Source organism: Actinomadura rudentiformis, from assembly GCF_008923185.1.
In the GTDB taxonomy this organism is placed as follows: Bacteria; Actinomycetota; Actinomycetes; order Streptosporangiales; family Streptosporangiaceae; genus Spirillospora; species Spirillospora rudentiformis.
In genome coordinates, this window is the sequence record NZ_WBMT01000015.1 from 285,468 (window position 1) to 307,732 (window position 22,265).

A 22,265-nucleotide genomic window follows, 5' to 3' on the forward strand; every position below is an offset into this window, starting at 1 on the left:
GGCCCTGCCTTCGAGGCCAGGGCGATCCGCCGGGCTGCCCGAGCCCGAAACGAAAGGAAGCCATGAGCACCCCCGGTGCGCACACCTTCTCCATCCCCGAGACCGTGCCTCGCTGGAAAGGGCGGCCTGTCCCCTGGATCGCCCAATGGACCGGAGAGACCTACCGGCCATCGCAGATGCCGCTCCAGATCGAGCCCGCCGCGAACGGCGGCGCCCGGCTGGCCTATCAAGACCCCAGCACCGAGGACTGGTGGTCGCCGCCCGGCGCTGACTGCCCGTCTGTCTTGTGGCGCCACACTCGGACCGACCGCACAGGGTCACCGGACTGGGCCGCGTTCAACAGCGAGCGGCAGCGCAAGGCCCTCACCGACCATCTCTGCCAGGTATGCGGCCAATCCGCCGCCACAGACAACGGGACCTCCTGGCTCATGCACGCGCTGGAATGGTCCATGCTGATCCACCACCTAGGCGCCGACCGCATGGAGACCGCTAACCCGCCCACCTGCCAGAACTGCTGGCCAGTGGCCATAAAGCTCTGCCCAAGCCTGCGGTCACAAGGAGCCGTGGCCTTCACGGTGTCCAAGGCGCACCCCGTCGGAGTGGTGGGCGACGTCGTCCCCTCCAGGCTGGAACCGCCCGTGAGGTCCATCGTCCTGTTCGACGAACCGCATATCGTGAAGACTCTGGCCCGGCTGCTCCTAGTTCGCCTTGATGAGTTCCAGATCCACGCCAAGATCACCGGCAGGTGATCGCCTGTCAAGATCAAACTGGAGACCGCAGGAAAGAACGAACCGCCCGCGCGAGCTCCGATGGCTGCGGGGTTTCGCTACCATGGAGCCTTCGGGCTGGGAGCCCGGTTTGCTGTGCTGACACTCGGTGAACAATCCGGGTCCACGTGGTTCACGCCATGCGGTGCGGATGGGCTCCCAGCCCTTTCACATGCCCGCCCCGCGGGTGAGTGGTCCGCACGCCGGTCAGCGCGCGCTCCGGCCGGCTACGACTTCGCGGGCTTGCGGCCGCCGCCCGCTCCGCGCCCCGGACGTTGCTTCTCCCACGTGAGCCACTCGTCCTTGCGGTCCGGACGCCAGCCCGGTACCGACGCCTGCTCGCTCAGACCCTTGATAACGACATTCGGGGCTGGGCACGGCATGTTCGTCTTGGCGTATCGCAACCGCCACCTGGAAACCGTCCCACCAGGCACTCCGAACCATTCCCCCACATCTTGTGGGCCTGCATAGCTGACGGTTTCGGCCTCATAGTCGGCCGGTTCTGCCTTCTGCTTGGCCTTACGGCGCTCGTCCCATGCCAGCCAGGCCGCCTTGCGTTCCGAGCGCCATCCCGCCCACCGGTTGATCTGGATGTCGGGTTGCGGGCACGGGTTGTCGCTGTTGTCGACGGCGAACCGGATGCGCCACTGCGACACCGTGGCGGGCGACACCGAGAACCACTGAGCGATCTGGTCTGTACCGATGTAGGTCGGTTCCTGCTGATCGGGCTTCTCGCTGTCGTGGTGAGGCGTTGACATCCCGTCCCCTGCGTGCAGACCAATGGCGGCGGATCGCGCTGGCCCAAACGCTACCGTTCGGCGGGTGACGGCGGTCGCGAGGTACGGTCAGTCCTCTGCGCGCTGGGGAGAGCGCCAATGCCAATGGGGGTCCAGTCGGCTGAGGTAGGCGAGCAGCTCAGGGGGCTGCCGGATGCCGTGGCGGTTGTCGCTGGCTAGCTGGCAGAGCCAGCGGTCCAGCTTGAGGTCGCCGACGGTGTAGTCGGGTGGCAGCCGCAGGTCCCCGTGGGTGGTATGAAACGCCTCCAGGGCGGTGAGTTCGGCGGCGTAGGGGCCCAGGATCGGGTCCCACCAGATCCCGAGGCGGTGCAGCGCTGCGGCTTGGGCTTTGGTCAGGGTGCCTGCGGCGTGGTCTTCTCGGCGTCGCTGTAGCCATCGGCCGAGGTCTTTGATCCGGCGGCCTTGGTGGTCCAGGCTCAGGTGGATGTGGCCGTGGGCCTGGTGGTGCTCGGTGAGGTCGGCCAGTCCGTCTCGCCAGTCGCGGCCGAACCCGTCCCATCGCATGCCCAGGGTGTCCAGTGCCTGGATCTGGCGGAGGGTGAGCTTTCCGGCTCGCCGGTCGCGTTGCTGCTGGGGTAGCCACGTGTCCAGGTCAACGCCGTCGATGGTGCGGGGGCTTGCGGTGCTGTAGAGGGAGCGGTGTTGGCGGTGGTAGGCCTGGGCTGCGGCATGGCCGCGGGCCCAGGCGCGGTCGCAGCTGCGGTCGGAGTTGGGCCCGACGACCCCGAGCGCCTCCAGGTCGGCTGCGTGGTCGGGCGGCAGGGTGCCTTTGTGGTAGCGCTCGATCTGCCGGTCGAGCCACTGACGAAGCCTGATCTTGTTGCGGATGTAGTACGGCGGGACATCCAGGAGGGTGCCGTGGCAGGCGCGATATTCGGCGGCGACGGCGTGGGCTTTGCGCCATCTGTGGTTGGGGACATGCCAGATCATCCCGAGCGTGTCCAGCAGTGCCGTCTGGTAAGGCGTGAGGTAGCCACCTCGCCAGTCTCGGCGCTGGTCACGTATCCAGCGGCCGACGGGAAAGCCGTGCTGGCAGACGACGTCGAAGTCGGCGTCCAGATCGCCATACCGGGAGTAGTACTCCGCCGCATGGGCGTACTCCTCCCGCCACGGCCCGGACGCGGGGTCGCGGGGGGTGGCGGTGTCGGTGGTCCACTGTTGGGTGGTGGAGCGGATGGTGCCCAGCAGAACGGCTCGGGCCAGGTCATCGGGAAACGGGACTCGGCCGCTCACACTGAGCCAGTCGGGCATCTGCAGCGCCCCCGATCCATCGGCGGCGTCCACAGCGGCACCAACAGCCCTCAGGCGGGGAACCAGCCGCTGATCATGGGCCCGCAACGCGCGCAGCACCCGCCACAGCGGCGAGAACGCCGATCCCTCCAAGACGGACTGCGGGCCGGCGCCCGGATCCACGCCGTCCATCAGGATCGGCACGATGATCTTTGCGACCTTGCCTTTGCGGCCGCCGGTCCGCAAGGCCCGGCCGACGATCTGCACGATATCGATCTCGCTGGCGCGTGAGTCGATCATGCCGATCGCGTCGACGGCGGGCGCGTCCACGCCTTCGGCCAGCACGCGCGAGTTCGCGACCACCAGCAGCTCGCCGTTCCCGTTGTCGGCGGCGCGCAGATTGTCCAGGATGCGCTGGCGCACCGGGCGCTTTTGCCCGCCGTGGATATGGTGCGCGGTCACCGCGGCGGGCCGGTCGCCCTCGGCCAGCAGCTCCGATACCTGGGGTAGCGCGATCGCCCAGGCGCGGGCCGAGGCCACCCGATGATGGAAGGTGATCATTTTCCGGACGTCGTGCTCGGCCGCGGCGCGCAGCACCGCGACCTGCAACGCCAGGACGTCCAGGGCGATCGCGGTCCGCCCGACCGTGACGTGCTCGCCGGTGGCTAGCAGCTCCGGGTCCAGCCGGGCCGGGGAGACCAGGGCCAGCACGATCTCCCACTCGGCCAGCAGCCCACGTTCGATCGCCTCCCCGGTCGACAACTCGAACACGGTGGGGCCGTAGATGGACTCATCGTCCATCGAGACCGCGGTTTGGCCGCCGTCGGTGTAGATCCGCGGGGTCGCCGTCATGTACAGGCGTCGGAGGGCGGGGATCTGTGCGTCGTGGTGGACCAGGCTCCATGCGCGACCGGCCGCCCCGGCCGTGCGGTGCGCCTCATCGACCACCACCAGGCCCCAGCGGCCAAGCCCGTGGTCACGGTGTGCCGCAGCGACCACCGGCAGGCTCTGGTAAGTGCACACCACCGTCACCCGCCCGCCACCGGCGGCCGCGACAGCGGCGGCGAGCTGCTGCGGCCGGGTGGTCACCGTCCCGGCGGGAACACCGCTGTCGCCATGCAGCACCTCGCCGTCGGAGCACACCGCCACCAAACGACCGGCGCCACCGACCGACACAAAATCTCGGATCATCTGGGCGGCCAGCTCCAGCGTGGGCACCATCACCAACACCGAACCGGCCATGACCAGCCGCCGAGCCGTCAGCGCGGCGATCCGCGACTTGCCACTCCCGCACGCCGACACGTTCGTCGCCCGGCCCCCGGCAGCGAGCTCACGGCAGTTCGCCTCGACCGCGACCGGCTGATGCCGCCACAGGTCCTCCTCGACCACACACGTGGCCGACTGCGCGGCGACCTGCCCTGGCCTAGCTGGCCGCGGCTGGCGGGGGGCGGTTGAAGCGGTCGCGCCGGTCATGAGCCGATTCCTGTGGGGCCTAGGGCAGCTGCGCGCCGCCGGAGAGTGCGTGCGAGATCTGCGGCCAGGAGGTCGAGTTCGGTGAGCGGCCGCACGTATTGGAAGTAGCGGCGCTGTTTGAGCAGTCGGTCCCGATACCACGACAGGGCGCTATCGCCGTGCCGGGGCCACACGTGCATCCGCAGGCCGATTAGGTCTTCGCCGAGCATGAACTGAGCGCCGACCGACACCTCAGGCGGGCCTTGTCGGCTGCGGGAAATCGTGGCTGTGACGCCTTGGTGGGCGATCAGCCGGACCATCAGCCGCTGCCCGTATTCATAGGCGACTTCCTCCTGAGCGAGGGAAAGATGGAACGGGTGAGTGGGTGCGCCGGTCATGGCCGGATCTTGCGTGCGACGCCGCAGAGCTGCGACACCTCGGGATCACCGAACGGGTTCGGGTCCGGGCGCCAGCGCGAGCAGGTGACGACGCCGGGCTCCAGCAGTTCCAGGCCCTCGCAGTCGAAGTAGTGTGCGAGCTCTGCAGCGGGGCGGGCAACGATCGAGGGGCCCCCCAGCTCCTTCAACTCGCCCATCGCCTCGTGCACGAGCTCGCCGTGCAACTCGTCGGTGACGCAGGCGATGGCCACCATGCTGCCCTCAGCCAGGCGGGCCACCAGGGTGTCGATGATCGCGCGGGCCTCGTCGCCGTCGATCACATGATCGAGGATGCCCAGCAGCAGGAGGGCGATCGGCTTGGTGAAGTCGAGGGTGCCGCTGGCGGCATCCAGGATGCGGCTGGGGATGCGTAGGTCGGCGTGCACATAGTCGCAGGCGCCTTGCCGGGTGGAGGTGAGCAGAGCACGGGCGTGGACCATCACCAGCGGGTCATCGTCGACATAGACGATGCGGGCGTCGGGGCGGACACGCTGGACGACCTCGTGGGTGTTGTCCACGGTCGGCAACCCGACACCGATGTCCAGGAACTGCCCGATCCCCGCCTCACTCGCCATGAAATTGACGGCGCGGTGCATGAACGTCCGGCTGTGCCGGGCCGCGTCGACGATGCCCGGGAAAATCTCGACGATCTTGTCGCCGACTTCGCGGTCGACGGGATAGTTGTCCTTGCCGCCCAGCCAGTAGTTCCACAGCCGCGCCGAATGCGGTCGAGTGGTGTCGATCTGAGAGCCGACGGGCCCTGTCGTGCTAACCGTGGCGCTGCTCATGCGGCCGCCTTGGAAGAGAACGCGACCGTGCCAATGCACCGCACCGAGGTGACGGGATCCGGCTTGTCCCGCTGCTCGGCAACCTCCCCGGGCGGCGCCCACCTCTCCACGTCCACCAGCGGCATCCCCGGCGTCCAGCCCGCATCATTCAGCAAGGCGTCGATCTGCTCTTCGCTGCGAAAGGTGATCTGGCTGCGCGCCTTGTCGTAGCCGCGCTCCATGCCGGCCACAGTGTCGGCGTCGATCTGTGTGGAGCAGGCGTGCGAGAACACCAGCGCTGAGTCGGCCGGGAGTCGCTCGTGCAGCCTGATCAGGACTCGCGCGGGGTCCTCGTCGTCGCCCACGAAATGCAGCACCGCAGCCAGCACCGCCACCGTCGGCTGGCCTAGGTTGACGCGCTTGCCGAGCTTGGCGAGATCGGGATGGTCGAGCATGGCGTCTATGTCGCGGACGTCGCCGGACAGGACCTCGGTGTAGCCGCGGGCCCGGCCGTGCGTCACCACGATCGGGTCGTAGTCGAACCCGACGAGCGTGGCCTCCCGGTTGGCCTCATGGACGGCCTCATAGAGGTTCGGGATCGGCAGATCGTCCACCAGCCCGACCCCGATGTCCAAGACCAGGCTGCTGGCGATCTTCGTGACCGCCCAGGCGGCTGCACGTCCGGCGAACTGCAGATTCGCGCGCGCCACCCTTGTGATGTTGTCGCCGCCTGCGGCAGCCATGACCTGATGGGCTGCGGTTCGGTCGATCTCGTAGTGGTCGCCACCGCCCAGGTAGTAGTTGTACATCCGTGCCGGGCTGGCTTGGGTGAATGAAGCCACTGCACTTGTGAGCGCCGTCAGGGACGGGAGATCGTCGGGTTCATCGTGCCGGGGGGACATAGGCGGCCTTCCGGATACGGGGTGAGCGCGGGAATGGGCAACACACGGCGGCGCGGGATGTCGGGAGGGCGCTGCGCTGCTAGGGGGAGTGGTCCAGATAGGGACGCACTAGCAGTTCCCGCTCTTTGCGCTCGCGCTCAGCGGCGATCCCGATATTGGCGGCGTGAATGCGCTGTTCCAGGCGGTAGAGGTCAGATTCTGTGATCTCGTAGCCGCCATCGCGGCAAGCGATCCAGCCGCCCGGGCACGGGAAGACGCGCCAGTCAAGGTGCCGGTCCCTCAGTCCCTGCAGCACGCCGTGATTCCAGTCGGCGGGACTGATGTGGGTGGGACGAAACGCCGTCTGCTGCGGGACGGCTGAGAACGCCTGAGACAGCGCGTAGCGCGTGACCTGTTCCGTCAGAGTGGTCATCGACTGGTCCTCTGGAGTGCGCAACTACCTTGTTGGGATTTGTTACGCCCCACAGTGACTGGCCGAGTTCGTTAGTCGCTAGGAAGTTTCATCATGTTGCAGACGATGCCTCGCGGCTTCGATTTGCGCTCTGGCTTGTTCTCCGTAGACGGCCAGGTCGCTTAGGAGCCTGAAGATCCGTGTGTAGAACTCGATCTCGTCCGGTCGTTTGGATGACAAGACTGCTGTCCAGGTCTCGCTCCGCACGAGGCTTTGGTCAAACAGGTAGAAACCCGGGCCTGGCCAGATCGATCGGCTGGCTAGCGGGGGGATGATGCCGAAGCTGACGTGCGGCATCCCGATGATTTCCAGAAGGAAAAGCAGCTGTTCGTCCATCACCTCGCGGCCGCCGAAGCCGTTGTCGAGCGCAGCGGCCTCGATGAGGAAGGAGTAGGTATTCCTCCCGCTCGGGAACGTGAGGAGCTTCTTGCGCTCCTCCCTTGCGTCGGCTGCTGACTCTGCCTCATCCTCGGGTCGTTCTAGGACGCGAGTGACTGCAGTGAACACGGCGGTGTTGTAGCCGCGGGTTCGTGTGATGCCAGGGAGCACGAGCGGCTCGTAGACGCACAGGCGTTTAGTCTGTTCATACAGCGCATGGCCGCGTCGTTGGATATGGGGCAGGCCAGCTCGAAGCTCACGGCGATGCTCCAGCCACATCTGCTCCACCTCGCGGTGGGCGGCGATGAGTTCGGGAATCTGGAGAGCGACGCCGCAGGAGATGGCCCACTCCCGGATATCGTCTTCGGAAGGGTTCTGCCGACCGTTCTCGATCCGGGAGATCTTGGTGAAATGCATCCCGGTTGCCGCTGCGAGTTCCCGTGCGGTCAGGCGCGCGTCCTTGCGGAGATCGCGGAGCCGGACGCCGAAGGCTCTTCGGGCTGCGTCGGCCGCAGACTCAGACATGCGCTGGTCCGTCACCGGTAGTCGTGGTGCGGCACGGCCAGTTCCCAGGCGGCGTCGAATGCCGCCTGGCACCTGTCCACTACATCCGGCGCCGTGTAGAGCTGTTGCTCTGCACGCGAGTCCTCGCCGTCCAGGACGTTGAAGATCACGAGTTGGCTGTCGAGGATGAAGAAATCGTTGCCAGGCAAGAGCAGGGTGGACGCGAGGCGACGTGGGAGCCAGCGAATATCCTCTCCGGCGTCGACCAGGGCACCGGCAACGTCAAGTGCATGCCGCATGTACTCTGACGGCGGCTCGGAGAGGATCTTGACCCTTCGCAGTACCTTCTCGCCAGCGGAGATTTTTGGGGCGAGTTGGTCAGCGTATGGCTGGACGAGCTTGCGTGCCTCCGCAGCTCCGCCCCGCCGCCACGCCGCTAGCGACTCGGCGTCAGCCGCGTAGTTGTCACGAAGCTCGAGCTTCAGGCTCGTCCGGGCGCCGGCTATCAGCTCGCTCCGGCGCTGCACCGAGATCAACTCCATACTTCTCCTTCGCATACATCCGGACGAACAGGTCCGCCAGGTCGTCGGGGATCTCGACACACCCCTCCGTCTCCTTCGGGGCTCGGAGTTGAACCCGGACCTCGTTCTCCTCGCGTCGCTCGCCCTGGACCGCCCATGATCCACGATCCGTTCGGTGGAACGCCGGGCAGTCGTCTTGGATGTTGGAGCTGGGTGTCTTGCAGTAGAAGGACAGCACGACGCCCTCGTGGTCGAAAGAGTGTTGCATGAGGTTGCACCTCCAGGTATCCCGATAAGACCCGCTCTGACTCTTGCTCCGGGCTAATGTCGAGGTCAACATCGGTATGAAGGTGGCTGGTATATCGGGTATACGAGGCGGGCAACGCGGATGACCCACCAGGGACGCGAGCGTCAGAATCACCAGCTCAAGGAACTAATCGAGGCTTCGGCGCTGAGCTATGCGGCTGTGGCGGCGCGCGTGCGCACCGTGGCGTCCGAGCACGGGGAGACACTGCGCACGAACAAGTCCACCGTCCAGCACTGGATCTCCGGAGCACGCCCAGCGGGCCGCACCCCCTGGTTCCTGGCACAAGCTCTATCGCGCAGGCTCGGACGCACCCTCGCCGTTGAGGATCTTGGATTCCCCCGGCACGCCGCACAGGTCCATGACGGCACTGGGCTGTCACTGGACACTGACCCCATCGATGCGCTGCTGCCGATATGGAAGGCGGAATTGGACGTGGATCGACGGCGCTTCCTGAGCGCATCCGCCTACTCGGCGGCCGCTGCGCTACTACCGCTTGAAGCCGTGAATGAGGTCGCTGCACGGGCCGCGATGGCCAAGACGGGCGCCACGCTGGGCGTGGCGGACGTAGCAGCGGTTCGCGACATGGTCTCGATGTTCACCGAGATGGACGAGCGTCACGGAGGCCAGCACGGCAGGACCGCCCTGATTTCCTATCTCAGAGACGACGTCGCCCCGTTGTGTCGAGCCCAGTTCTCTTCTGAGCAGACCCACGGCGAGATGCTCATGATCGCCAGCCGCGCTGTGCACCTGGCTGGGTTCAAGGCATACGACGCTGGCGAACATGGTCTGGCGCAGCGCTACTACTTGCAGTCCTTCAGATTGGCCGCAGAGTCTCGGGTCCTGGGAGCCGACGGCCTGGTTCTGCGCACCATGGCCTTGCAAGGTCTCAAACGCAACCGGCCCGAGGAGTGTGTAGCGCTCGCGGAGACCGCGGTGTCTCGGCTCAAAGGGAAGGCCGACCCCTATACCGAGGCAACCTTCCGCAGCGCCCTCGCTCATACCTACGCCAAGGCCGGCCGCGACAGCGACGCCGTTGCGGAAGTGAACCACTCGCAGAACCTCATGGCCGTTCAGCAGCCACCGGAGGCCATCCCATTCTGGGTCCAAGCGTGGGGACCCCCGAAGGGCACCGTGTTCGCACGCGTTGCCGAAGTCTTCAACGAACTGGACGACCCCGCGAACGCCGCAAGCCAGTATGCGCGCGCGGTGGCATCGCGCGCTGACAAGACCTACGCCAGGGTGAACGCCCTCAACACGGCGGCCGAAGCCCGGATGCATCTCCAGCGGGGCCACATCGAGTCGGCCTGTGAGGCGTGGGGACGGTCGCTCGACCTCATGACCGGTGTGCGCTCTGAACGCACGAAGAAGGCCGTCGCTTCCATGCGCAGGCAACTGGCTGTCTTCCGTGATCGTGGCGTGCGTCAGGCCGCAGAGCTTGACGATCGAGCCAGGGTGTACCTCGCCACCTGACGGTCTTCGTCAGCTGAGCTGCCCCGGCTTGAAGCCGGGGCAGCTCGCGGCAAGGACGGCGCGTCAGCAACGCCGGTCCTCAAACCATCCAGGTTTGTCTGAGACGCAGCGAGTCGAGATCGAGTCAACGGCGCTGCGAGTGGTGTGGAAGCAGGGCCCGCCCCTCCGAGGCGGTCCATGCAGCTCAGGCGGGGATATCAACTCGGCCAGGTCGTTTTGAACCAAGCCTGACCGGGTCCTCCTGGACCGGAGCGTGCCGACTGACTAGCACTGAGCCGGACCGGGCGAGGCCGGGAAGGCGCCGGCCTGCGGGACGAAGATCAGTGGCCTGGCTCGGTGCTCGGCCTGGCGTAGATCACCTCGTACTCCAGGGCCAGGCGCTCAGACAGGTCGCCATGGAACAGCACGCCTGGTGCCGCCCAAGCGCCTGGATCGGGCTCCAGCTCGTACAGCTCGCTCTCCGGGCCGTAGTGGTTCACCAGGATTTCGGTAAAGGTGGCCAGTGGCGCGAGCATGTCAGGCGCCTCGGTGATCATGACCGTCGGCGTCCGGTCGGTGACGGCGCCGCCCCACTCCACAGTGAGCGTGTAGACAGCCACAGGGGACTCCTTCGTTGTCGGCCAGACCGGGGGCGGGTCGCCGCCCCCGGTGAGGCATCCTCAGGCGACCATCCGCGCGGCCGCGACGTGGTAGCAACGGCGACTGTAAGCCCCTGCCTTGCAGGTGCAGCGCGTCGTGGTGGTCGCGAAGATCGCGGTGCCGTTGCTAGAGACCGTTCGCCACTCGCCGGGAGCCACCTGCACGATTCCGCCGTCCTCAATCAGCTCCACGGCATCGTCCAGTTGACGCGCGCTGAACCGGGGGCGTGGGTTCGCGAGCAGGCACCTAACGGTGCACAAAAGGCACGTCCGGTGACCGTCCTGAGTCCGGAATTTGAGGGGACGCACGCAGCGCGGGCAGCGGGGCCGCATCATGATGCCCATGACACTCCTGTTCGGATTGCTGTGCTGACATAGGAAACATTAGTCATAGACAGTCTCTCTGTCAACACTCCGGACAAGGTTGTTTAGATGGGTAGAGGTGGACCGGTCTACCTGGTGGGCCAACCCGTGCCACTGGAGTGCACTGAACCACTCCGGGCCGTGCCGGACCATGTCCGACCGTTCCGGGCCGCTCTCAGTCAGTCCGTCCGGGTGGCCGGTTGTCCGTCCCAGATTCAATGTCCGATGTATTGACATGCCTTCTAAGTGTGGCTAATATTTCACATGTCAGCACAGCAAACAGAAATGGAAGTGTGATGAGCAACCGGCCCGGCGGAACCTACCGTGTGGGAACTTACGGCGAGATCGAGCGCGGCGAGTGGTTCATGGACGCCGAATCCGATGACGGCTGGCTATACGCCGCCGATGTGCTCGACACCGAGCAGACCAGGGCCAACCCGCACGTCCGGATCGTCTTTGCGAGCAGCGACGCACCCGACGCGACCCTGCGCACCCTGCCGTTCCCCGCCTACGCAACCGCGGGCATCGTCCGCCCCGGGTAGTGGCCACGGCCGGAACGGAGCAGCGCCGATGAACGTTACGGTGAGTTGCAACGCGCTCGCAGACGCCGTCACCCGAGTCATAACGGCACTGGACGGCAGGCCCGCAACCCCGGCGTTGGCGGGGCTTTTGCTGGAGGCACAGGACGGCGTTCTCGCCGTTACCGGCGCTGGCTCTGGCCAGGCTGGACGCCTGGAGATCGACACCACGGAGCATCAGCGGGGTGCGGTCCTTGTGGACGCCCGATTCCTCGCCCGCATTGCCCGCCATCTCCCCGAGGAGACCGCGACCCTGGAAGCAGCGGGAGATCATTTGGTTATCTGCTCCGGCAGCGCCACCTGGCGGCTGGTGCTCATGCCGGAGGACGACTACCCGGACTGGGTCGCGGGTCTGCTGGCCGAGCGCAACGCGGCTGAATTCGCCAAGCCCAAGGGCCTGGATGGCTGGGAGATCGAGCTGGGAGCTGGCGAACGGAGGCTGGAGAGGGCCGCAAGACTCTGGACGCCCCCGAGGTTCGCGCGTACACCCTTCGAGCCGCGACCCTTCGAAGCTGGCGACTGGGTCACCGTGACCACTGACACGGAAACCCTCCTCGGCCAGATGGCGACGCGTGACCTCGTGGTGTGGATCCGTGGTGATCAGACCATCGTCGAGCAGGTGCAGACCTATCGGCTCAGCGGCACGGAGCTAGAGCGATACGTCCGGCGGTCGAGCGCAGTGGACGGCGAAGTTCGCCAGTGGTCTTGGCCATTGCAGCGATCGGCCGCCCCCGCCGACGAAGCCTTCGTGCCGGAGCTCACGCCCGCCGCGGCGCCGGCTCCAGTCGACGGCGCTGCAACTGTGGCGGCGTCCGTGGGTTCAACGTCGTACCGGACGCTGCCCGAGGTCTTCGAGTTTCAGTGGCCTGACCTGGACTATCCGCCGGTGCCGTCGTGACGGCCGTCCGATCCTGCACCGGAGTCGAGATGCTGGCGCTCGACACCGACCGGCCAGGCGTCACGCAACGGGACGCTTGCTGCCGCTTCTGCCAGGAAGGTCACCCGAGGCCAGTAGAGACGGGCAAGGAGTGGCCATCCGCGCTCGCCTCCAGGCTCCGAGCCCTACATGCCGATTTGAAGGTGCACCTCAAACGCGACGGCGAGAGCGGATATGTCGAAGTCCTCCAGCTCGTGATCCCCGCTGACCGACGACGTCGCGGGCTGGGCACGCAAATCATGTCGGGCATTTGCTGGCACGCGGACCAGAACGGTGACGTCCTCGTCGGGACGCCTGAACCGATCCATGCCGGGAAACCTGCCCTGACCGGTCCGCAACTCAGGCGCTGGTACCGGCGCCGGTTCGGCTTCGTACCGAACCGCGGGCGACGCCTTGACCTCGACACCCGTCACACGCTCCGCCGCTCACCTGCCCCCTGAAGTACGACGGCCCCCACCAGTCGGCGGGGGCCCATCGGGTGTGTCTCAGCTAGCGACGGGGGTCGGCTGATCGGTCACGGGATACAGCAGGTCCAACAGGTCCTTGGTCGGAATCTTGATCGCGCGGCCCAGGTGAAGGACTCGCGTCGCCCACTCGTTCTTGCGGATCAAGGAGTAAGCAAGGTCCGGGCTGATGTCCAAGATCGATGCTGCGGTGGGTACGTCAGTGACCGGCCCAAGGGCGGCGATGCGGTCTCGTGTCCATGTCGGCTCACTCAGGTCGTTCATCCTCCGCCCACTCCAGGGTGCGGCGAGCGCCTGCCGCCCGCTGCTGTTGCGTCCTCTCGTGCCCTGATTGTTCGCGACGTGTTGAGATCTGTCAACAAGCGCGTCTATTGTGCTCATGTGACACAGAATGATTGGTCGACTTCTCTCGCAGCTGCCATCGCCGAACAGGTCAGGCGCCTCCGCAAGGAACGCGGCATGAGCGCCCAGCAGCTCGCGGACGCCTGCACGGATCTGGGACTGCCGATCACCCGGTCGGCCGTTGCGAACCTGGAGTCGCAACGACGGCCCACGGTCAGCGTCGCCGAGCTGCTGATCTTCGCTCGGGCGCTGGACACGCCACCGATCCTGCTCCTGATTCCCCTTGGCCAGCAGGAGACCGTCAAGCTCGCCCCGGAGGTAACCGCGGCGACCTGGGACGCGGTGCAGTGGTTCGCAGGACTCGGGCCGACGTCAGGGGAGACGGCTGTGCGGCTGTTCCTGCGCCACGACCGCTTCGTCCGCGAGTACACCTTCTCCGCGCGCAAGGCCGCCTCAGCTCATGCCATGCATGAGGGCACGGCCGACGAGAACCTGCGCGCCGCCCACGCGGCGACCGCACAGGCCGCCGACCGCGCCGCGACCATCGCCGAAGAGATCATCACTGAGGTCCGCGACGACATTCGCAGCCGAGGTCTCACGCCGCCACCTCTGCCGCCGGAGCTGGCCCACCTGGCCTAACCCACCCTCGCCTAACACACGACACTGTCAGCCCCACGCGTCATGATCCTCAGGCACCCCTCGGGCCCCCTCGCATCATCGGAGAACGACCCACGTGAAGCCTTTCAAAGAGTGCTCGTGCCGGAACCCCGAGACCGGCAACCGCTTGTACAAACAGTGCCCCAAACTCAAGAACAAAGGGCACGGCAAGTGGTACGCCCGCTACAGCGCTCCCACGCTCCCGGGGGAGAAGCGCCGTCAACCCAAGCTCGGGCCCTTCGACACCATGGACGAGGCCAAGGAAGCCGTCGCCAAAGCTGTAGGCAAGGGCGGCCGCGCCGCACGCCCCGAAGACCTCAAGATGACCCTCGGCGACCTGTTGGAACGCCGACACAAGCGACGCGTCCAAGAGCAGAAGGCCGGCGACGGCCTCTCCCCGCGCACGACCCAGACCGACCGCGAGATCATCGACCTCTACCTCAAGCCCGGCCTTGGCCACGTCAAGGTCGTGGACATCACTGAAGACCAGATCCTCGACCTCTACACCGAGATCCGGCTCATCAACACTCCCGACGAGCCGCCCAAGCCCTCAGAGACCGGCAGGCGCCTGAGCTCGGCCAGAGCCAGCTTCGGCCAACGCCGCTACTCCACCCGACCGGTCAGCGAGTCTCGCCTGCGCAGAATCCACGCAGTGCTGACAGGAGCTCTCAACGAAGCCGCCAAGTCCCCGCTGAAGATCATTGAAGAGAGCCCCGCCAACGGAGTACTCAAGGCCCGCAGCCGCAGCCACAAGGCCAAGGTCAAGCCGCTGCTGTGGACCGATGAGCGCACGGCCTACTGGGTGGAGACCGGCAAGATCCCCGGCAAGGTCATGGTGTGGACGGGGACGCAGACCGGTGCCTTCCTGGACTTCGCCAAGCCAGAACGGCTCTACCCGATGTTCCACCTGGCGGCCTACTGGGGCCCGCGGCGCGGGGAGGTCGCTCGGCTCGACCGCCACGAGATGAGCGTGGACCGCCACCGCTTCTTCGTTCGCGCGGACCCCGACGACGAAGAGGACTTCATCAAGACCGAGACCTCCGACCGATACGTCATCTTCGACGACGGCACTGCCGTGGTCATGAGCGACTGGTTCGCCCTCAAGGACGCCGAGCGCGAGCAGTGGGGCGAGCTGTACACCGATTCCGGCCGCGTCTTCACCTATGAGGACGGACAACCACTCAAGCTGAACTACATCACCCAGAAGTTCAACGAGATCTACCGACGCTACGTCGCGGTCCGGCAGCGCTTCTACGAGCAGGGCTGGACGGTCGAGCAGATCGCCCGCCGCCACCGCATGTCGGTCGAACGCGTCCGGATAGCCATCGACGGCCCGGTGCTGCCCCCGATCCGCTTCCACGATCTTCGGCACGGCGCAGCGACGATGGCGCTGGCCGCAGGCGTGCCCCTGAAGGTCGTCTCCGACATGCTCGGCCACGCCGACCAGGCATTCACCGCCAACGTCTACGCCGTGGTGTCCGAAGAACTCGGGACCGAGGCAGCCAACCTCATCTCCTCGTTCATCGCGCAATTCCGCGGAGGTGCTGCGCCGAGCGAACCCACAGGTCACGAGCGTCAACCAAGGCTCTGCGAAGCCTGCGCCGCGGAGAACGCCGCCTGACCTAGGCTTCCCCACGCCGGACCCGGCTGTGCAGCCATTGTGCAGCCAACGGGCCATTTCGGGGCCTGAACGCGACTGCGGGGTTGCGTAGCTTGACGCAACCCCGCAGGTCAGGTGGCGGAGGATCGGGGATTTGAACCCCGGATGGGCTTGCACCCAAACCGCATTAGCAGTGCGGCGCCATAGACCGGACTAGGCGAATCCTCCAGGAGGCCAACAGGCCGAGAACAGGTTACCGGGTGTTCGCATCACCCGGCAAAGCAGAGCCCAGCATAGCGACGGCCGACCGTCCCCGCACGACGGGAGACGGCCGGCCGCATGATCAGCTGAGGCGGAAACCGGAGATGCCGCAGGCCTTGGAGAGGGCCTGGCCGCTCTGCTGCATGGAGCTGATGCTGGACATGCTGCTCGAAGCGCTGCTGGGGTTCGAGGCCATCTGGCGCATGGCGTTGGCGGCGCTGTCGACGTCAGCCGCGAACTTGGTGGCGGCCGACTGGACGTCCCCACCGGCGTTCTGGCCCTCGGTACGGACCTTGGCCGCGAAGTCGCTGAGCTTCTGCGCATTGGCCGAGATGCTGGCGGTCGGGTTGTTCATGTCCGGCTGCGCCAGACCGGAGCCGGCGAACTGCTCGGCAGCGGACTTGATGTTGTCGCAGGCAGCCTTCTTGTCGCCGCCGCCGGTCACTGCGTCGAGGGGGCCGCAGGCGGTGGAGGTGAGCATCGCGCCACCGATGGCGAGGACGCCGACCAGCTTGGTGGCTGACATGCGCATGGAGTTCTCCTTTGAGGGGGGTTTGATCCGGACGAGAGTAGACCTCTTGGGTCACTGGCGTCTCAGTTACCCCTTCGGCGCTCCAGCCGGGCGAACGGTTCCATGACCCACGTCACACAGTCGATCGCGTCGTCGGGACCCCTGACGCGCGGGTCCAGAGAATCGATTCGCGGTTAGGTCCGCTCAGCCGGTACAGTAATCCCCGGCAAGCACCCGTAGCTCAACGGATAGAGCATCTGACTACGGATCAGAAGGTTAGGGGTTCGAATCCCTTCGGGTGCGCTTGTGATCAACCTATGACCAGGGCGTTCTCCCATTCCGGGAGGGCGCCTTGGTCGTTTTCGGGGCTGCGTGTGCCCGAGGTGTGCCCGAGCGTCCCGGAGACCTGTCCGTCCCTGCCGGTGTGAGGCGGTGCCGGTTGATGACAGCGGCTGCCTGACCGATGGCCTCGGCGGCCAGTTCGGGGAGCACCGATGTGTAGGTGTCGGAGGTGGCGGCGCGGTCGGCGTGACCGAGGATTTCCTGGACGATCTTGATGTCGATGCCGGCAGCGAGCATGACGGTGGCGGCACCGTGCCGCAGGTCGTGCAGGCGGACCAGCAGGCCGCCCAGGCCCATGACCTTGTCCGATACGGCGTTGAGCCAGGTGGCGCCGCGTGAGCGTTTCCCGACGCCGTAGTAGAGCGGGGAGGGCCGGGCGTACAGGGAGCGGACCAGGACCACGAACCGCACCCCGTCGACGGAGGCGACCAGGCCGCCGCCCCAGTCGTCGGTGATGTCGATCTGTCCTTGCGCCTGCTCCAGGCGGGTGGAGGCGGCGGCGATGCCCTCATGGTGGAAGTAGCCCTTCTCCACTCCCAGCAGCCGGTGCTCGGTCAGCGCCGGCGTCCCGGGCTTGATGACCGGGACCAGCCCGACGTTGCAGGAGCGGGCCACGGTGAGGGCGGCAAGGGTGATGTCGAGGTCCTCGCGGCGCAGGTGCGATCCGGACATGTGCTGCATCTCATCGAACATGCCGGTGCGGGCGTGCACCTCCAGCAGCAGCTCGGGGTAGTCGATGCGGGGCATCAGCGCGGCGACCGCGTCGTGGACGGCTTTGAAGCCGTCGGGCCCAGTGGACAGCGCCCCAAGATCTGCCCTTGACCTGGTGCGACACGGCCCGGCCGACGGCGGCGCGGCGCAGCAGCCGGCGTACCTCGCTCCGCAGTTGACCACCCTGCACGACTTCGATCAAAGCCCGCCGTCACCGGCCTGCCGATGTCGTCACTTTGACGACTTGACGGCCGTCTCCTTGGAGAAGTCGAGCGTCGCCATACTGACGACATGCGCAGGAACATCTTGCTCAAGACCGACCCGCCGATCAGCTCCTCGGAGGAGGCGAGGGGACGCGTGGCGCGTTCGCCCTGCTGAGAGGCCGGTCGTGGCAGCACTGGTACCACATCAGCGCTCTGGCCGCCTACGCCAGCTCCGCCGAGCAGGTCGCCGCCCGCGGCTACAAGCTGGCACACGGCCTGCCTGCGCTCTCCCCCGACGACGCGCTCTCGGCGGGCGAGATCGTTGCTGCGGTAGCCGCGGTCCGCTTGGCCCGCGGTGAGCTGGATCAGCTGGAAGCTCTGCTGCTGGATGAGGCCCACCATGTTGGGCATCTCCTGGGAGGAGGAGCTCGCCCCTGCCCTTCAGGTCGGCGACCGACGCGCGGCGCGCACAAGTACGCCAGCCGACTGTGGCAGCGGCATCCGCGTCGGCTCCGCGACCGTGACCGGAGTGGCGTCCACTGCGGCATCCCTCAAGACGGCACGCCCCGCGTCTGACCAGCCCAGCACGGCTTCCACCCGGCCATCATCGCGCACAGTAGCCGCTCAGGCCAGACATCGTGCAGGTCAGCAGGCGGGCGGGGTCCGCCTCACGCGTGGAGGTTGGAGACCGGGAGAAACCGTGGGAACGCTGGCTCGGTGAGATGTCGGCGGCGGCTCGCGGGCAGGTACCTGAGCGGATCTTGTTGTGCTGTTCCGTTAGGGGATCCCCCACCGGAACACCACCCAGCCGAATCAGACCCCCAGGTCAGGGTGTTCCGGCCTTGGTCCGCTGAAGGGGGGTCATACGGAACACTTGAGCGCGTGAACGAGACGCGCCGTGTCGGTTCCCGGAGTCCTCTGCACTGATTTCCGAAGTCGTCTTCACTGACTGATCTGGCGGTCTCATCGCTACAACCGCCGCCTGATGCTGGCCTCAGCCCAGGTCAGGAACCGGTAGTGCAGCCCGGTTGATGACTCCTTCCACGCCCCCAACGGTTTGCAATCTCCGCACTCGGCGACGGCATGTCTCTCGTCGCGGTTGGTTGGCTGGCCCTGCCAGGTCAGGTCGTGCGCACGGCGCCGGTGAAGCCGGCGATAAACAGGGTCGCCGACGCCCAGGCGACCAGCTGCAGCACCCAGCCCGCAACGGTTAGGGTCTGCCCCGCCCGGGTGTCCGTGGGGGCGCACTGGTCCCGTGCCCCCGTCTTGACCAGTGGCAGACTCAGATCCAAACCAACGCCGACACGCTTCACGACGCCGCAAGGCGTCTTGGGTGTGTTCGCGCGGGCGGTGTGCTCCAGGCCGCCGCCTGGCCCGCCGAGGATGAGCGCCAGCGCGACCGAGCAGGCGACGACGGCGAACAACAGCAGCAGCACTCGCCAGGGTTGATATCCGAAGCCGAGGGTCAATCCGGTGAATCGGGCCCAGACCCGGTCACGCCGCCCAAGTCCGCCGCGGTCGATCTGGTCCCGCCGCTGCGCCCTGAGAATTTCGCGCGCCTCGCTGTCGTGACCGGCCGTCCGGTGGACGGCGGCCAACTGCTGGTATGGCTGAGCGGCGTAGCCGGGTGTATGGGCACGCAACAGCTCCAGCCACCGGGACAATTCGACTGGCTCCGGCAGGCCTGTGTAGGTCAGCCCGTCGATGGCGACCAGGGCCCCAGGGGCCCGGCCCGACCGGGTCACCTTGCTGGTGTCCAGCCAGAGCGAACCTCCGACCGACACACCGTTCAATCTGAGCACGGAGTGTCCGGCGCCGGTGGCCTGGAACCCGCCGCGCAGGTGCACGGCCCGATCGACCCGCAGACCGTCGGCATACAGGGCGGGCCCGAACGGGTTCTCCAGCCGCGCACCGTCGCATTCCAGCAGACCGAGGTGGGCATCGACCATTTGGATCGCGCCGGTGGCCCGGAACCCGCCACGAAGGGACATGGCCCGGTCGACCCGCAGACCGTCGGCGTGTAGGGCGGGTCCGGACAGGTTCTGCAGCTGTGCCCCGTCGCATTCCAGCCGACCCAGGTGGGCGCCGACGAACCGGACCGTACCCCGTTCGCCGGCGCCGGTGGCCTGGAATCCGCCGCGGAGGAACACGCCGTGATCGACCCGCAGACCGTCGGCGTGTAGGGCGGGTCCGGACGCGTTCTGCAGCTGTGCCCCGTCGCATTCCAGCCGACCCAGGTGGGCGCCGAGGAAGCGGACCGCGCCGGCGGGCGTGTCGGCGTTGGCGATCGCTCCGCTCATCGTCATTGCCGGCACGGTGAAGCGTTCGGCGTCAACCGGTGGGTCGTGCGAACCCGCGGAGTGCCCGAAGCAGGAGCCGTCCAGCACGAGGCCGGGCAGCCGACTGTCGCACAGGTTCAGACCGTCGGGGACTAAGCAGTCGATCAACTCGACGCGCAGGTCGCTGGTGATGTTCGCCAGGTCGACGCGGCCGGTGATGCGCGCCCCGCGCAGCCGCAGCCCGTGCGGGTCCGCCTCGATATCCCGGCGACCGCGGACCAGGTCACGGATCAGCACCGCCGGGACGGTGCGGGTGCTGTCCCAGGACCGCATCGCGGCCTCGTCGACCGGCCCATCACCGGCCAGGTCCAGCATTTCGCCGTCGCGGACCGTGTCGAGCAGGCGTTGCTCCAACCCATCGGTGGCCACCCGATCATGCTGGTCCGCCCCACGCACTACGGCAAGCACGACCAGGCAACGTTCAAGCCCACTGGGTCGTCTTGGGGCCCCGGTAGCCATCGTAGAGAGTCCAACGGACCTGTCTTTGACCTGTGTCTATCTCTGCTGACGAGGCAGGGCGGCCAGCGGTGTCAGCCCATGAGGAGGATCGGTTTGCCACAGCAACCTGTACGAAAGTCATCCCTGGGTGTTGACTCTCGGCCGAGGCGCTGGCGTGGAGATCGGCGGCAAAGTGCTCCACATGCAGAACAGAACACGGCATCTCGCCGTCGCAGCCGTTGTCGCGGGAGTACTTGCCGCATCCTCTGGAACAGCGGGCGCGACGGCCGCCGTCGACCAGCCCGGAGATTCCGGGTACTCCAGCACGGACTTGCGGCGCGATCTCGATGCCCTCCGTGCCGCGGGCGTCGTCGGTGTACAGGGGCGCGTCCTCACCGAGGGCGGCAGCCAGTGGGCGGCCGCCAGCGGCGTCGCCGACACCAGGACTGGGCGGCCGGTACCGGTGCGTGGCCGTTACCGCATCGGCAGCAACACCAAGACCTTCGTGGCCGTTGTCGTCCTTCAACTCGTCGCAGAGGGCAGGCTCGGCCTGGAGGACACGGTGGAGAGGTGGCTTCCCGGCGTGGTTGGGGGCAACGGCAACGATGGGCGCAAGATCACCGTTAGACAGCTGCTCCAGCACACCAGCGGCCTGTACGACTACCTCGCCGACATCGGGCCGCGCGACGCCGTCTCGTTCGAGCGCGAGAGGCTGCGGCGCTACACGCCGACGGAACTGGTCGCCGCGGCCATGCGCCATGCGCCGACGAGCGAGCCCTGGTCGTACTCCAACACCAACTACATCCTGGCCGGAATGATCATAGAGAAGGTCACCGGCCGGCCGTGGGGCCAAGAGGTCGACAAGCGCGTCATCCGCCCGCTCAAGCTCACCGACACCAGCGTTCCGCGCGACGAAGCGGGGATGCCCCGCCCGTACGCCAGGGCGTACCAGCAGTGGCGACCTGGCGGCCCGCTGACCGACGTCACCGTGTTCAGCCCCACCTCCTACGACTCGGCCGGCTCCATGATCAGTACCACGGCCGACCTGAGCAGGTTCTTCCGCGCGCTGCTCGGCGGCAGGCTGCTCAAGCCCGCGCAGCTCGCCGAGATGAAGAAGACCGTCGCGGTGTCCAACGGCATCGCGACCGGGTACGGCCTCGGCCTCTATCAGAACAAGCTGTCGTGCGGCGGCGTGTACTGGGCCCACGGGGGCAACAGCGCGGGCTACATCAGCCGCGAGGGCTTCTCCGCCGACGGCAGGCGCAGCGTGGCCCTGTCCATCAGCGGCGCGGCGGGCAAGCGCGTCGAGGACTACCAGAAGCTGCAGGCGATGACCGACCAGATCGTCGACGACGTGCTCTGCGACGCGGGCCGTCCCACGCCCGACCAGAGGCGTTGATCGTGATCGCGGCGGTGGGCCTCACCACGAGGTTCGGCGGCATTGTCGCGGTCGATGGCCGGCCCTTCAGTCCCGCCGACGCGAACCTGTGGCGCGCGAACCTGACCGCTGCGAACCTGCGCAGCGCGGACCTGACCTTCGCGTCCCTGCGCAACGCCGCCCTTGGCCTCGCGGACCTGTCCGGCACGGATCTGCGCGGTGCGGATCTGCGCGGTGCGGATCTGCGCGAGGTGGAGGGGGCCGCGAGCCGTACTCACGCCTGTCGTGGTTGCCGTACCCGGGCGGCCTCGCGGGTGAGGTGGGCGCGTTCGGGCAGGCTGGTCGTCGCGCGGGCGGCCTGGGCGTACAGCTCGGCGGCCTGCTCAAGGTCACCGGCGCCGACCGGCTCGGCTACCTGCTGAAGGAGAGGGTCGGCCGCGTCGAGCAGTTCCTCGACGCGTTGCACCGGGTGGCCAGCGGAGGCACCGCCATCGACCCCGAGGTCGTCGCGCAACTGTTC

The 22,265-nt window shown here is 67.2% G+C and carries 22 protein-coding genes, 2 tRNA genes and 2 pseudogenes; 11 read left to right on the forward strand and 15 right to left on the reverse strand.

Features of this window, described 5'->3' with window-relative positions:
• Positions 1-62: 62 nt before the first annotated feature.
• The gene (locus F8566_RS30395; protein WP_151565271.1) at positions 63-749 is read left to right on the forward strand and encodes a hypothetical protein; all 687 of its coding nucleotides are present in this window, start codon (positions 63-65) and stop codon (positions 747-749) included.
• Between the two features lie 245 nt (positions 750-994).
• On the opposite strand, the gene F8566_RS30400 is transcribed toward F8566_RS30395, so the two are convergent.
• The 8 genes from F8566_RS30400 to F8566_RS30435 all read right to left on the reverse strand — a co-directional run bounded on the left by F8566_RS30400 (position 995) and on the right by F8566_RS30435 (position 8,227).
• Positions 995-1,525: a hypothetical protein gene (locus tag F8566_RS30400; protein WP_151565272.1), complete on the reverse strand. Its 531-nt coding sequence runs from the start codon at positions 1,523-1,525 to the stop codon at positions 995-997.
• Between the two features lie 87 nt (positions 1,526-1,612).
• Positions 1,613-4,183 carry a DEAD/DEAH box helicase gene (locus F8566_RS30405; RefSeq protein WP_192809933.1) on the reverse strand — a complete coding sequence of 857 codons (2,571 nt, stop codon included), beginning with the start codon at positions 4,181-4,183 and terminating at the stop codon, positions 1,613-1,615.
• An 80-nt stretch (positions 4,184-4,263) separates the two neighbouring features.
• Positions 4,264-4,644 carry a hypothetical protein gene (locus F8566_RS30410; RefSeq protein WP_151565274.1) on the reverse strand — a complete coding sequence of 127 codons (381 nt, stop codon included), beginning with the start codon at positions 4,642-4,644 and terminating at the stop codon, positions 4,264-4,266.
• Positions 4,641-5,471: an SAM-dependent methyltransferase gene (locus F8566_RS30415; protein ID WP_151565275.1), complete on the reverse strand. Its 831-nt coding sequence runs from the start codon at positions 5,469-5,471 to the stop codon at positions 4,641-4,643. The genes F8566_RS30410 and F8566_RS30415 overlap by 4 nt, the downstream gene beginning before the upstream one ends.
• Entirely contained in the window at positions 5,468-6,352 is an 885-nt protein-coding gene (locus F8566_RS30420; protein ID WP_151565276.1) for an SAM-dependent methyltransferase, read from the reverse strand. Before F8566_RS30420 ends, F8566_RS30415 begins: the two co-directional genes overlap by 4 nt.
• 79 nt (positions 6,353-6,431) lie before the next feature.
• Positions 6,432-6,764, reverse strand: a complete 333-nt coding sequence (locus F8566_RS30425; protein WP_151565277.1) for a hypothetical protein — start codon at positions 6,762-6,764, stop codon at positions 6,432-6,434.
• Positions 6,765-6,842: 78 nt separating this feature from the next.
• Positions 6,843-7,706: a helix-turn-helix domain-containing protein gene (locus F8566_RS30430; protein WP_151565278.1), complete on the reverse strand. Its 864-nt coding sequence runs from the start codon at positions 7,704-7,706 to the stop codon at positions 6,843-6,845.
• A gap of 11 nt (positions 7,707-7,717) precedes the next feature.
• Entirely contained in the window at positions 7,718-8,227 is a 510-nt protein-coding gene (locus F8566_RS30435) for a DUF6879 family protein (protein WP_151565279.1), read from the reverse strand.
• Between the two features lie 367 nt (positions 8,228-8,594).
• Between F8566_RS30435 and F8566_RS30445 the strand changes: the two genes are divergently transcribed.
• A complete protein-coding gene (locus F8566_RS30445) occupies positions 8,595-9,983 on the forward strand; it encodes a hypothetical protein (protein ID WP_225993653.1) in 1,389 nt (462 codons plus the stop codon).
• Between the two features lie 320 nt (positions 9,984-10,303).
• Here F8566_RS30445 and F8566_RS30450 read toward each other — a convergent pair whose 3' ends face one another.
• Positions 10,304-10,582 carry a hypothetical protein gene (locus tag F8566_RS30450; RefSeq protein WP_151565281.1) on the reverse strand — a complete coding sequence of 93 codons (279 nt, stop codon included), beginning with the start codon at positions 10,580-10,582 and terminating at the stop codon, positions 10,304-10,306.
• Between the two features lie 60 nt (positions 10,583-10,642).
• A complete protein-coding gene (locus F8566_RS50215) occupies positions 10,643-10,813 on the reverse strand; it encodes a hypothetical protein (RefSeq protein ID WP_192809935.1) in 171 nt (56 codons plus the stop codon).
• A 467-nt stretch (positions 10,814-11,280) separates the two neighbouring features.
• Between F8566_RS50215 and F8566_RS50220 the strand changes: the two genes are divergently transcribed.
• The 3 genes from F8566_RS50220 to F8566_RS30460 are packed head-to-tail and all read left to right on the forward strand — an operon-like array spanning position 11,281 to position 12,939.
• Positions 11,281-11,526, forward strand: coding sequence for a hypothetical protein (locus F8566_RS50220; RefSeq protein ID WP_192809936.1), 246 nt, complete (start codon positions 11,281-11,283; stop codon positions 11,524-11,526).
• Positions 11,527-11,554: 28 nt separating this feature from the next.
• The gene (locus F8566_RS30455; RefSeq protein ID WP_192809937.1) at positions 11,555-12,460 is read left to right on the forward strand and encodes a hypothetical protein; all 906 of its coding nucleotides are present in this window, start codon (positions 11,555-11,557) and stop codon (positions 12,458-12,460) included.
• A gap of 29 nt (positions 12,461-12,489) precedes the next feature.
• Positions 12,490-12,939 carry a GNAT family N-acetyltransferase gene (locus tag F8566_RS30460; RefSeq protein ID WP_151565283.1) on the forward strand — a complete coding sequence of 150 codons (450 nt, stop codon included), beginning with the start codon at positions 12,490-12,492 and terminating at the stop codon, positions 12,937-12,939.
• Positions 12,940-12,984: 45 nt separating this feature from the next.
• Here the strand turns inward: F8566_RS30460 and F8566_RS30465 are convergent, their stop codons facing one another.
• Positions 12,985-13,227, reverse strand: a complete 243-nt coding sequence (locus F8566_RS30465) for a MerR family transcriptional regulator (RefSeq protein WP_151565284.1) — start codon at positions 13,225-13,227, stop codon at positions 12,985-12,987.
• Between the two features lie 117 nt (positions 13,228-13,344).
• Here F8566_RS30465 and F8566_RS30470 point away from each other — a divergent pair, with 117 nt between their 5' ends.
• Both F8566_RS30470 and F8566_RS30475 read left to right on the forward strand, forming a co-directional pair.
• Complete coding sequence (locus F8566_RS30470; protein WP_151565285.1) at positions 13,345-13,944, forward strand: helix-turn-helix domain-containing protein; 600 nt, start codon at positions 13,345-13,347, stop codon at positions 13,942-13,944.
• Positions 13,945-14,038: 94 nt separating this feature from the next.
• Positions 14,039-15,583, forward strand: a complete 1,545-nt coding sequence (locus F8566_RS30475) for a tyrosine-type recombinase/integrase (RefSeq protein WP_151565286.1) — start codon at positions 14,039-14,041, stop codon at positions 15,581-15,583.
• Between the two features lie 115 nt (positions 15,584-15,698).
• On the opposite strand, the gene F8566_RS30480 is transcribed toward F8566_RS30475, so the two are convergent.
• Positions 15,699-15,790 (reverse strand) — tRNA-Ser (locus tag F8566_RS30480).
• Positions 15,791-15,905: 115 nt separating this feature from the next.
• The gene (locus tag F8566_RS30485; protein ID WP_151565287.1) at positions 15,906-16,355 is read right to left on the reverse strand and encodes a hypothetical protein; all 450 of its coding nucleotides are present in this window, start codon (positions 16,353-16,355) and stop codon (positions 15,906-15,908) included.
• Between the two features lie 209 nt (positions 16,356-16,564).
• On the opposite strand from F8566_RS30485, the gene F8566_RS30490 reads away from it, so the two are divergent.
• Positions 16,565-16,637, forward strand: a tRNA-Arg gene (locus F8566_RS30490).
• Positions 16,638-16,649: 12 nt separating this feature from the next.
• Here the strand turns inward: F8566_RS30490 and F8566_RS30495 are convergent.
• Together F8566_RS30495 and F8566_RS30500 are read right to left on the reverse strand one after the other, a co-directional pair.
• A complete protein-coding gene (locus F8566_RS30495; protein ID WP_151565288.1) occupies positions 16,650-17,423 on the reverse strand; it encodes a Tn3 family transposase in 774 nt (257 codons plus the stop codon).
• Between the two features lie 1,288 nt (positions 17,424-18,711).
• Positions 18,712-20,298, reverse strand: coding sequence for a hypothetical protein (locus F8566_RS30500; protein ID WP_151565289.1), 1,587 nt, complete (start codon positions 20,296-20,298; stop codon positions 18,712-18,714).
• A 271-nt stretch (positions 20,299-20,569) separates the two neighbouring features.
• Between F8566_RS30500 and F8566_RS30505 the strand changes: the two genes are divergently transcribed.
• The 3 genes and pseudogenes from F8566_RS30505 to F8566_RS51620 form a co-directional block, all read left to right on the forward strand.
• Positions 20,570-21,766 carry a serine hydrolase domain-containing protein gene (locus F8566_RS30505; protein WP_151565290.1) on the forward strand — a complete coding sequence of 399 codons (1,197 nt, stop codon included), beginning with the start codon at positions 20,570-20,572 and terminating at the stop codon, positions 21,764-21,766.
• A gap of 14 nt (positions 21,767-21,780) precedes the next feature.
• Positions 21,781-21,993 (forward strand): annotated as a pseudogene (locus F8566_RS30510) (pentapeptide repeat-containing protein); the annotation flags it as partial.
• A 41-nt stretch (positions 21,994-22,034) separates the two neighbouring features.
• Positions 22,035-22,265, forward strand: a pseudogene (locus F8566_RS51620) (hypothetical protein); the annotation flags it as partial.

Excerpts from the sequence above, each read along its gene's own strand:
- F8566_RS30465 (WP_151565284.1), bottom strand. The coding sequence starts at position 13,227 with ATGAACGACCTGAGTGAGCCGACATGGACACGAGACCGCATCGCCGCC.
- F8566_RS30435 (WP_151565279.1), bottom strand. The coding sequence starts at position 8,227 with ATGGAGTTGATCTCGGTGCAGCGCCGGAGCGAGCTGATAGCCGGCGCC.
- F8566_RS30425 (WP_151565277.1), bottom strand. The coding sequence starts at position 6,764 with ATGACCACTCTGACGGAACAGGTCACGCGCTACGCGCTGTCTCAGGCG.
- F8566_RS30460 (WP_151565283.1), top strand. The coding sequence starts at position 12,490 with ATGCTGGCGCTCGACACCGACCGGCCAGGCGTCACGCAACGGGACGCT.
- F8566_RS30485 (WP_151565287.1), bottom strand. The coding sequence starts at position 16,355 with ATGCGCATGTCAGCCACCAAGCTGGTCGGCGTCCTCGCCATCGGTGGC.
- F8566_RS30445 (WP_225993653.1), top strand. The coding sequence starts at position 8,595 with ATGACCCACCAGGGACGCGAGCGTCAGAATCACCAGCTCAAGGAACTA.
- F8566_RS30455 (WP_192809937.1), top strand. The coding sequence starts at position 11,555 with ATGAACGTTACGGTGAGTTGCAACGCGCTCGCAGACGCCGTCACCCGA.
- F8566_RS30395 (WP_151565271.1), top strand. The coding sequence starts at position 63 with ATGAGCACCCCCGGTGCGCACACCTTCTCCATCCCCGAGACCGTGCCT.
- F8566_RS30505 (WP_151565290.1), top strand. The coding sequence starts at position 20,570 with ATGCAGAACAGAACACGGCATCTCGCCGTCGCAGCCGTTGTCGCGGGA.
- F8566_RS30420 (WP_151565276.1), bottom strand. The coding sequence starts at position 6,352 with ATGTCCCCCCGGCACGATGAACCCGACGATCTCCCGTCCCTGACGGCG.
- F8566_RS30495 (WP_151565288.1), bottom strand. The coding sequence starts at position 17,423 with ATGCCCCGCATCGACTACCCCGAGCTGCTGCTGGAGGTGCACGCCCGC.
- F8566_RS30430 (WP_151565278.1), bottom strand. The coding sequence starts at position 7,706 with ATGTCTGAGTCTGCGGCCGACGCAGCCCGAAGAGCCTTCGGCGTCCGG.
- F8566_RS30400 (WP_151565272.1), bottom strand. The coding sequence starts at position 1,525 with ATGTCAACGCCTCACCACGACAGCGAGAAGCCCGATCAGCAGGAACCG.
- F8566_RS30410 (WP_151565274.1), bottom strand. The coding sequence starts at position 4,644 with ATGACCGGCGCACCCACTCACCCGTTCCATCTTTCCCTCGCTCAGGAG.
- F8566_RS30415 (WP_151565275.1), bottom strand. The coding sequence starts at position 5,471 with ATGAGCAGCGCCACGGTTAGCACGACAGGGCCCGTCGGCTCTCAGATC.
- F8566_RS50220 (WP_192809936.1), top strand. The coding sequence starts at position 11,281 with ATGAGCAACCGGCCCGGCGGAACCTACCGTGTGGGAACTTACGGCGAG.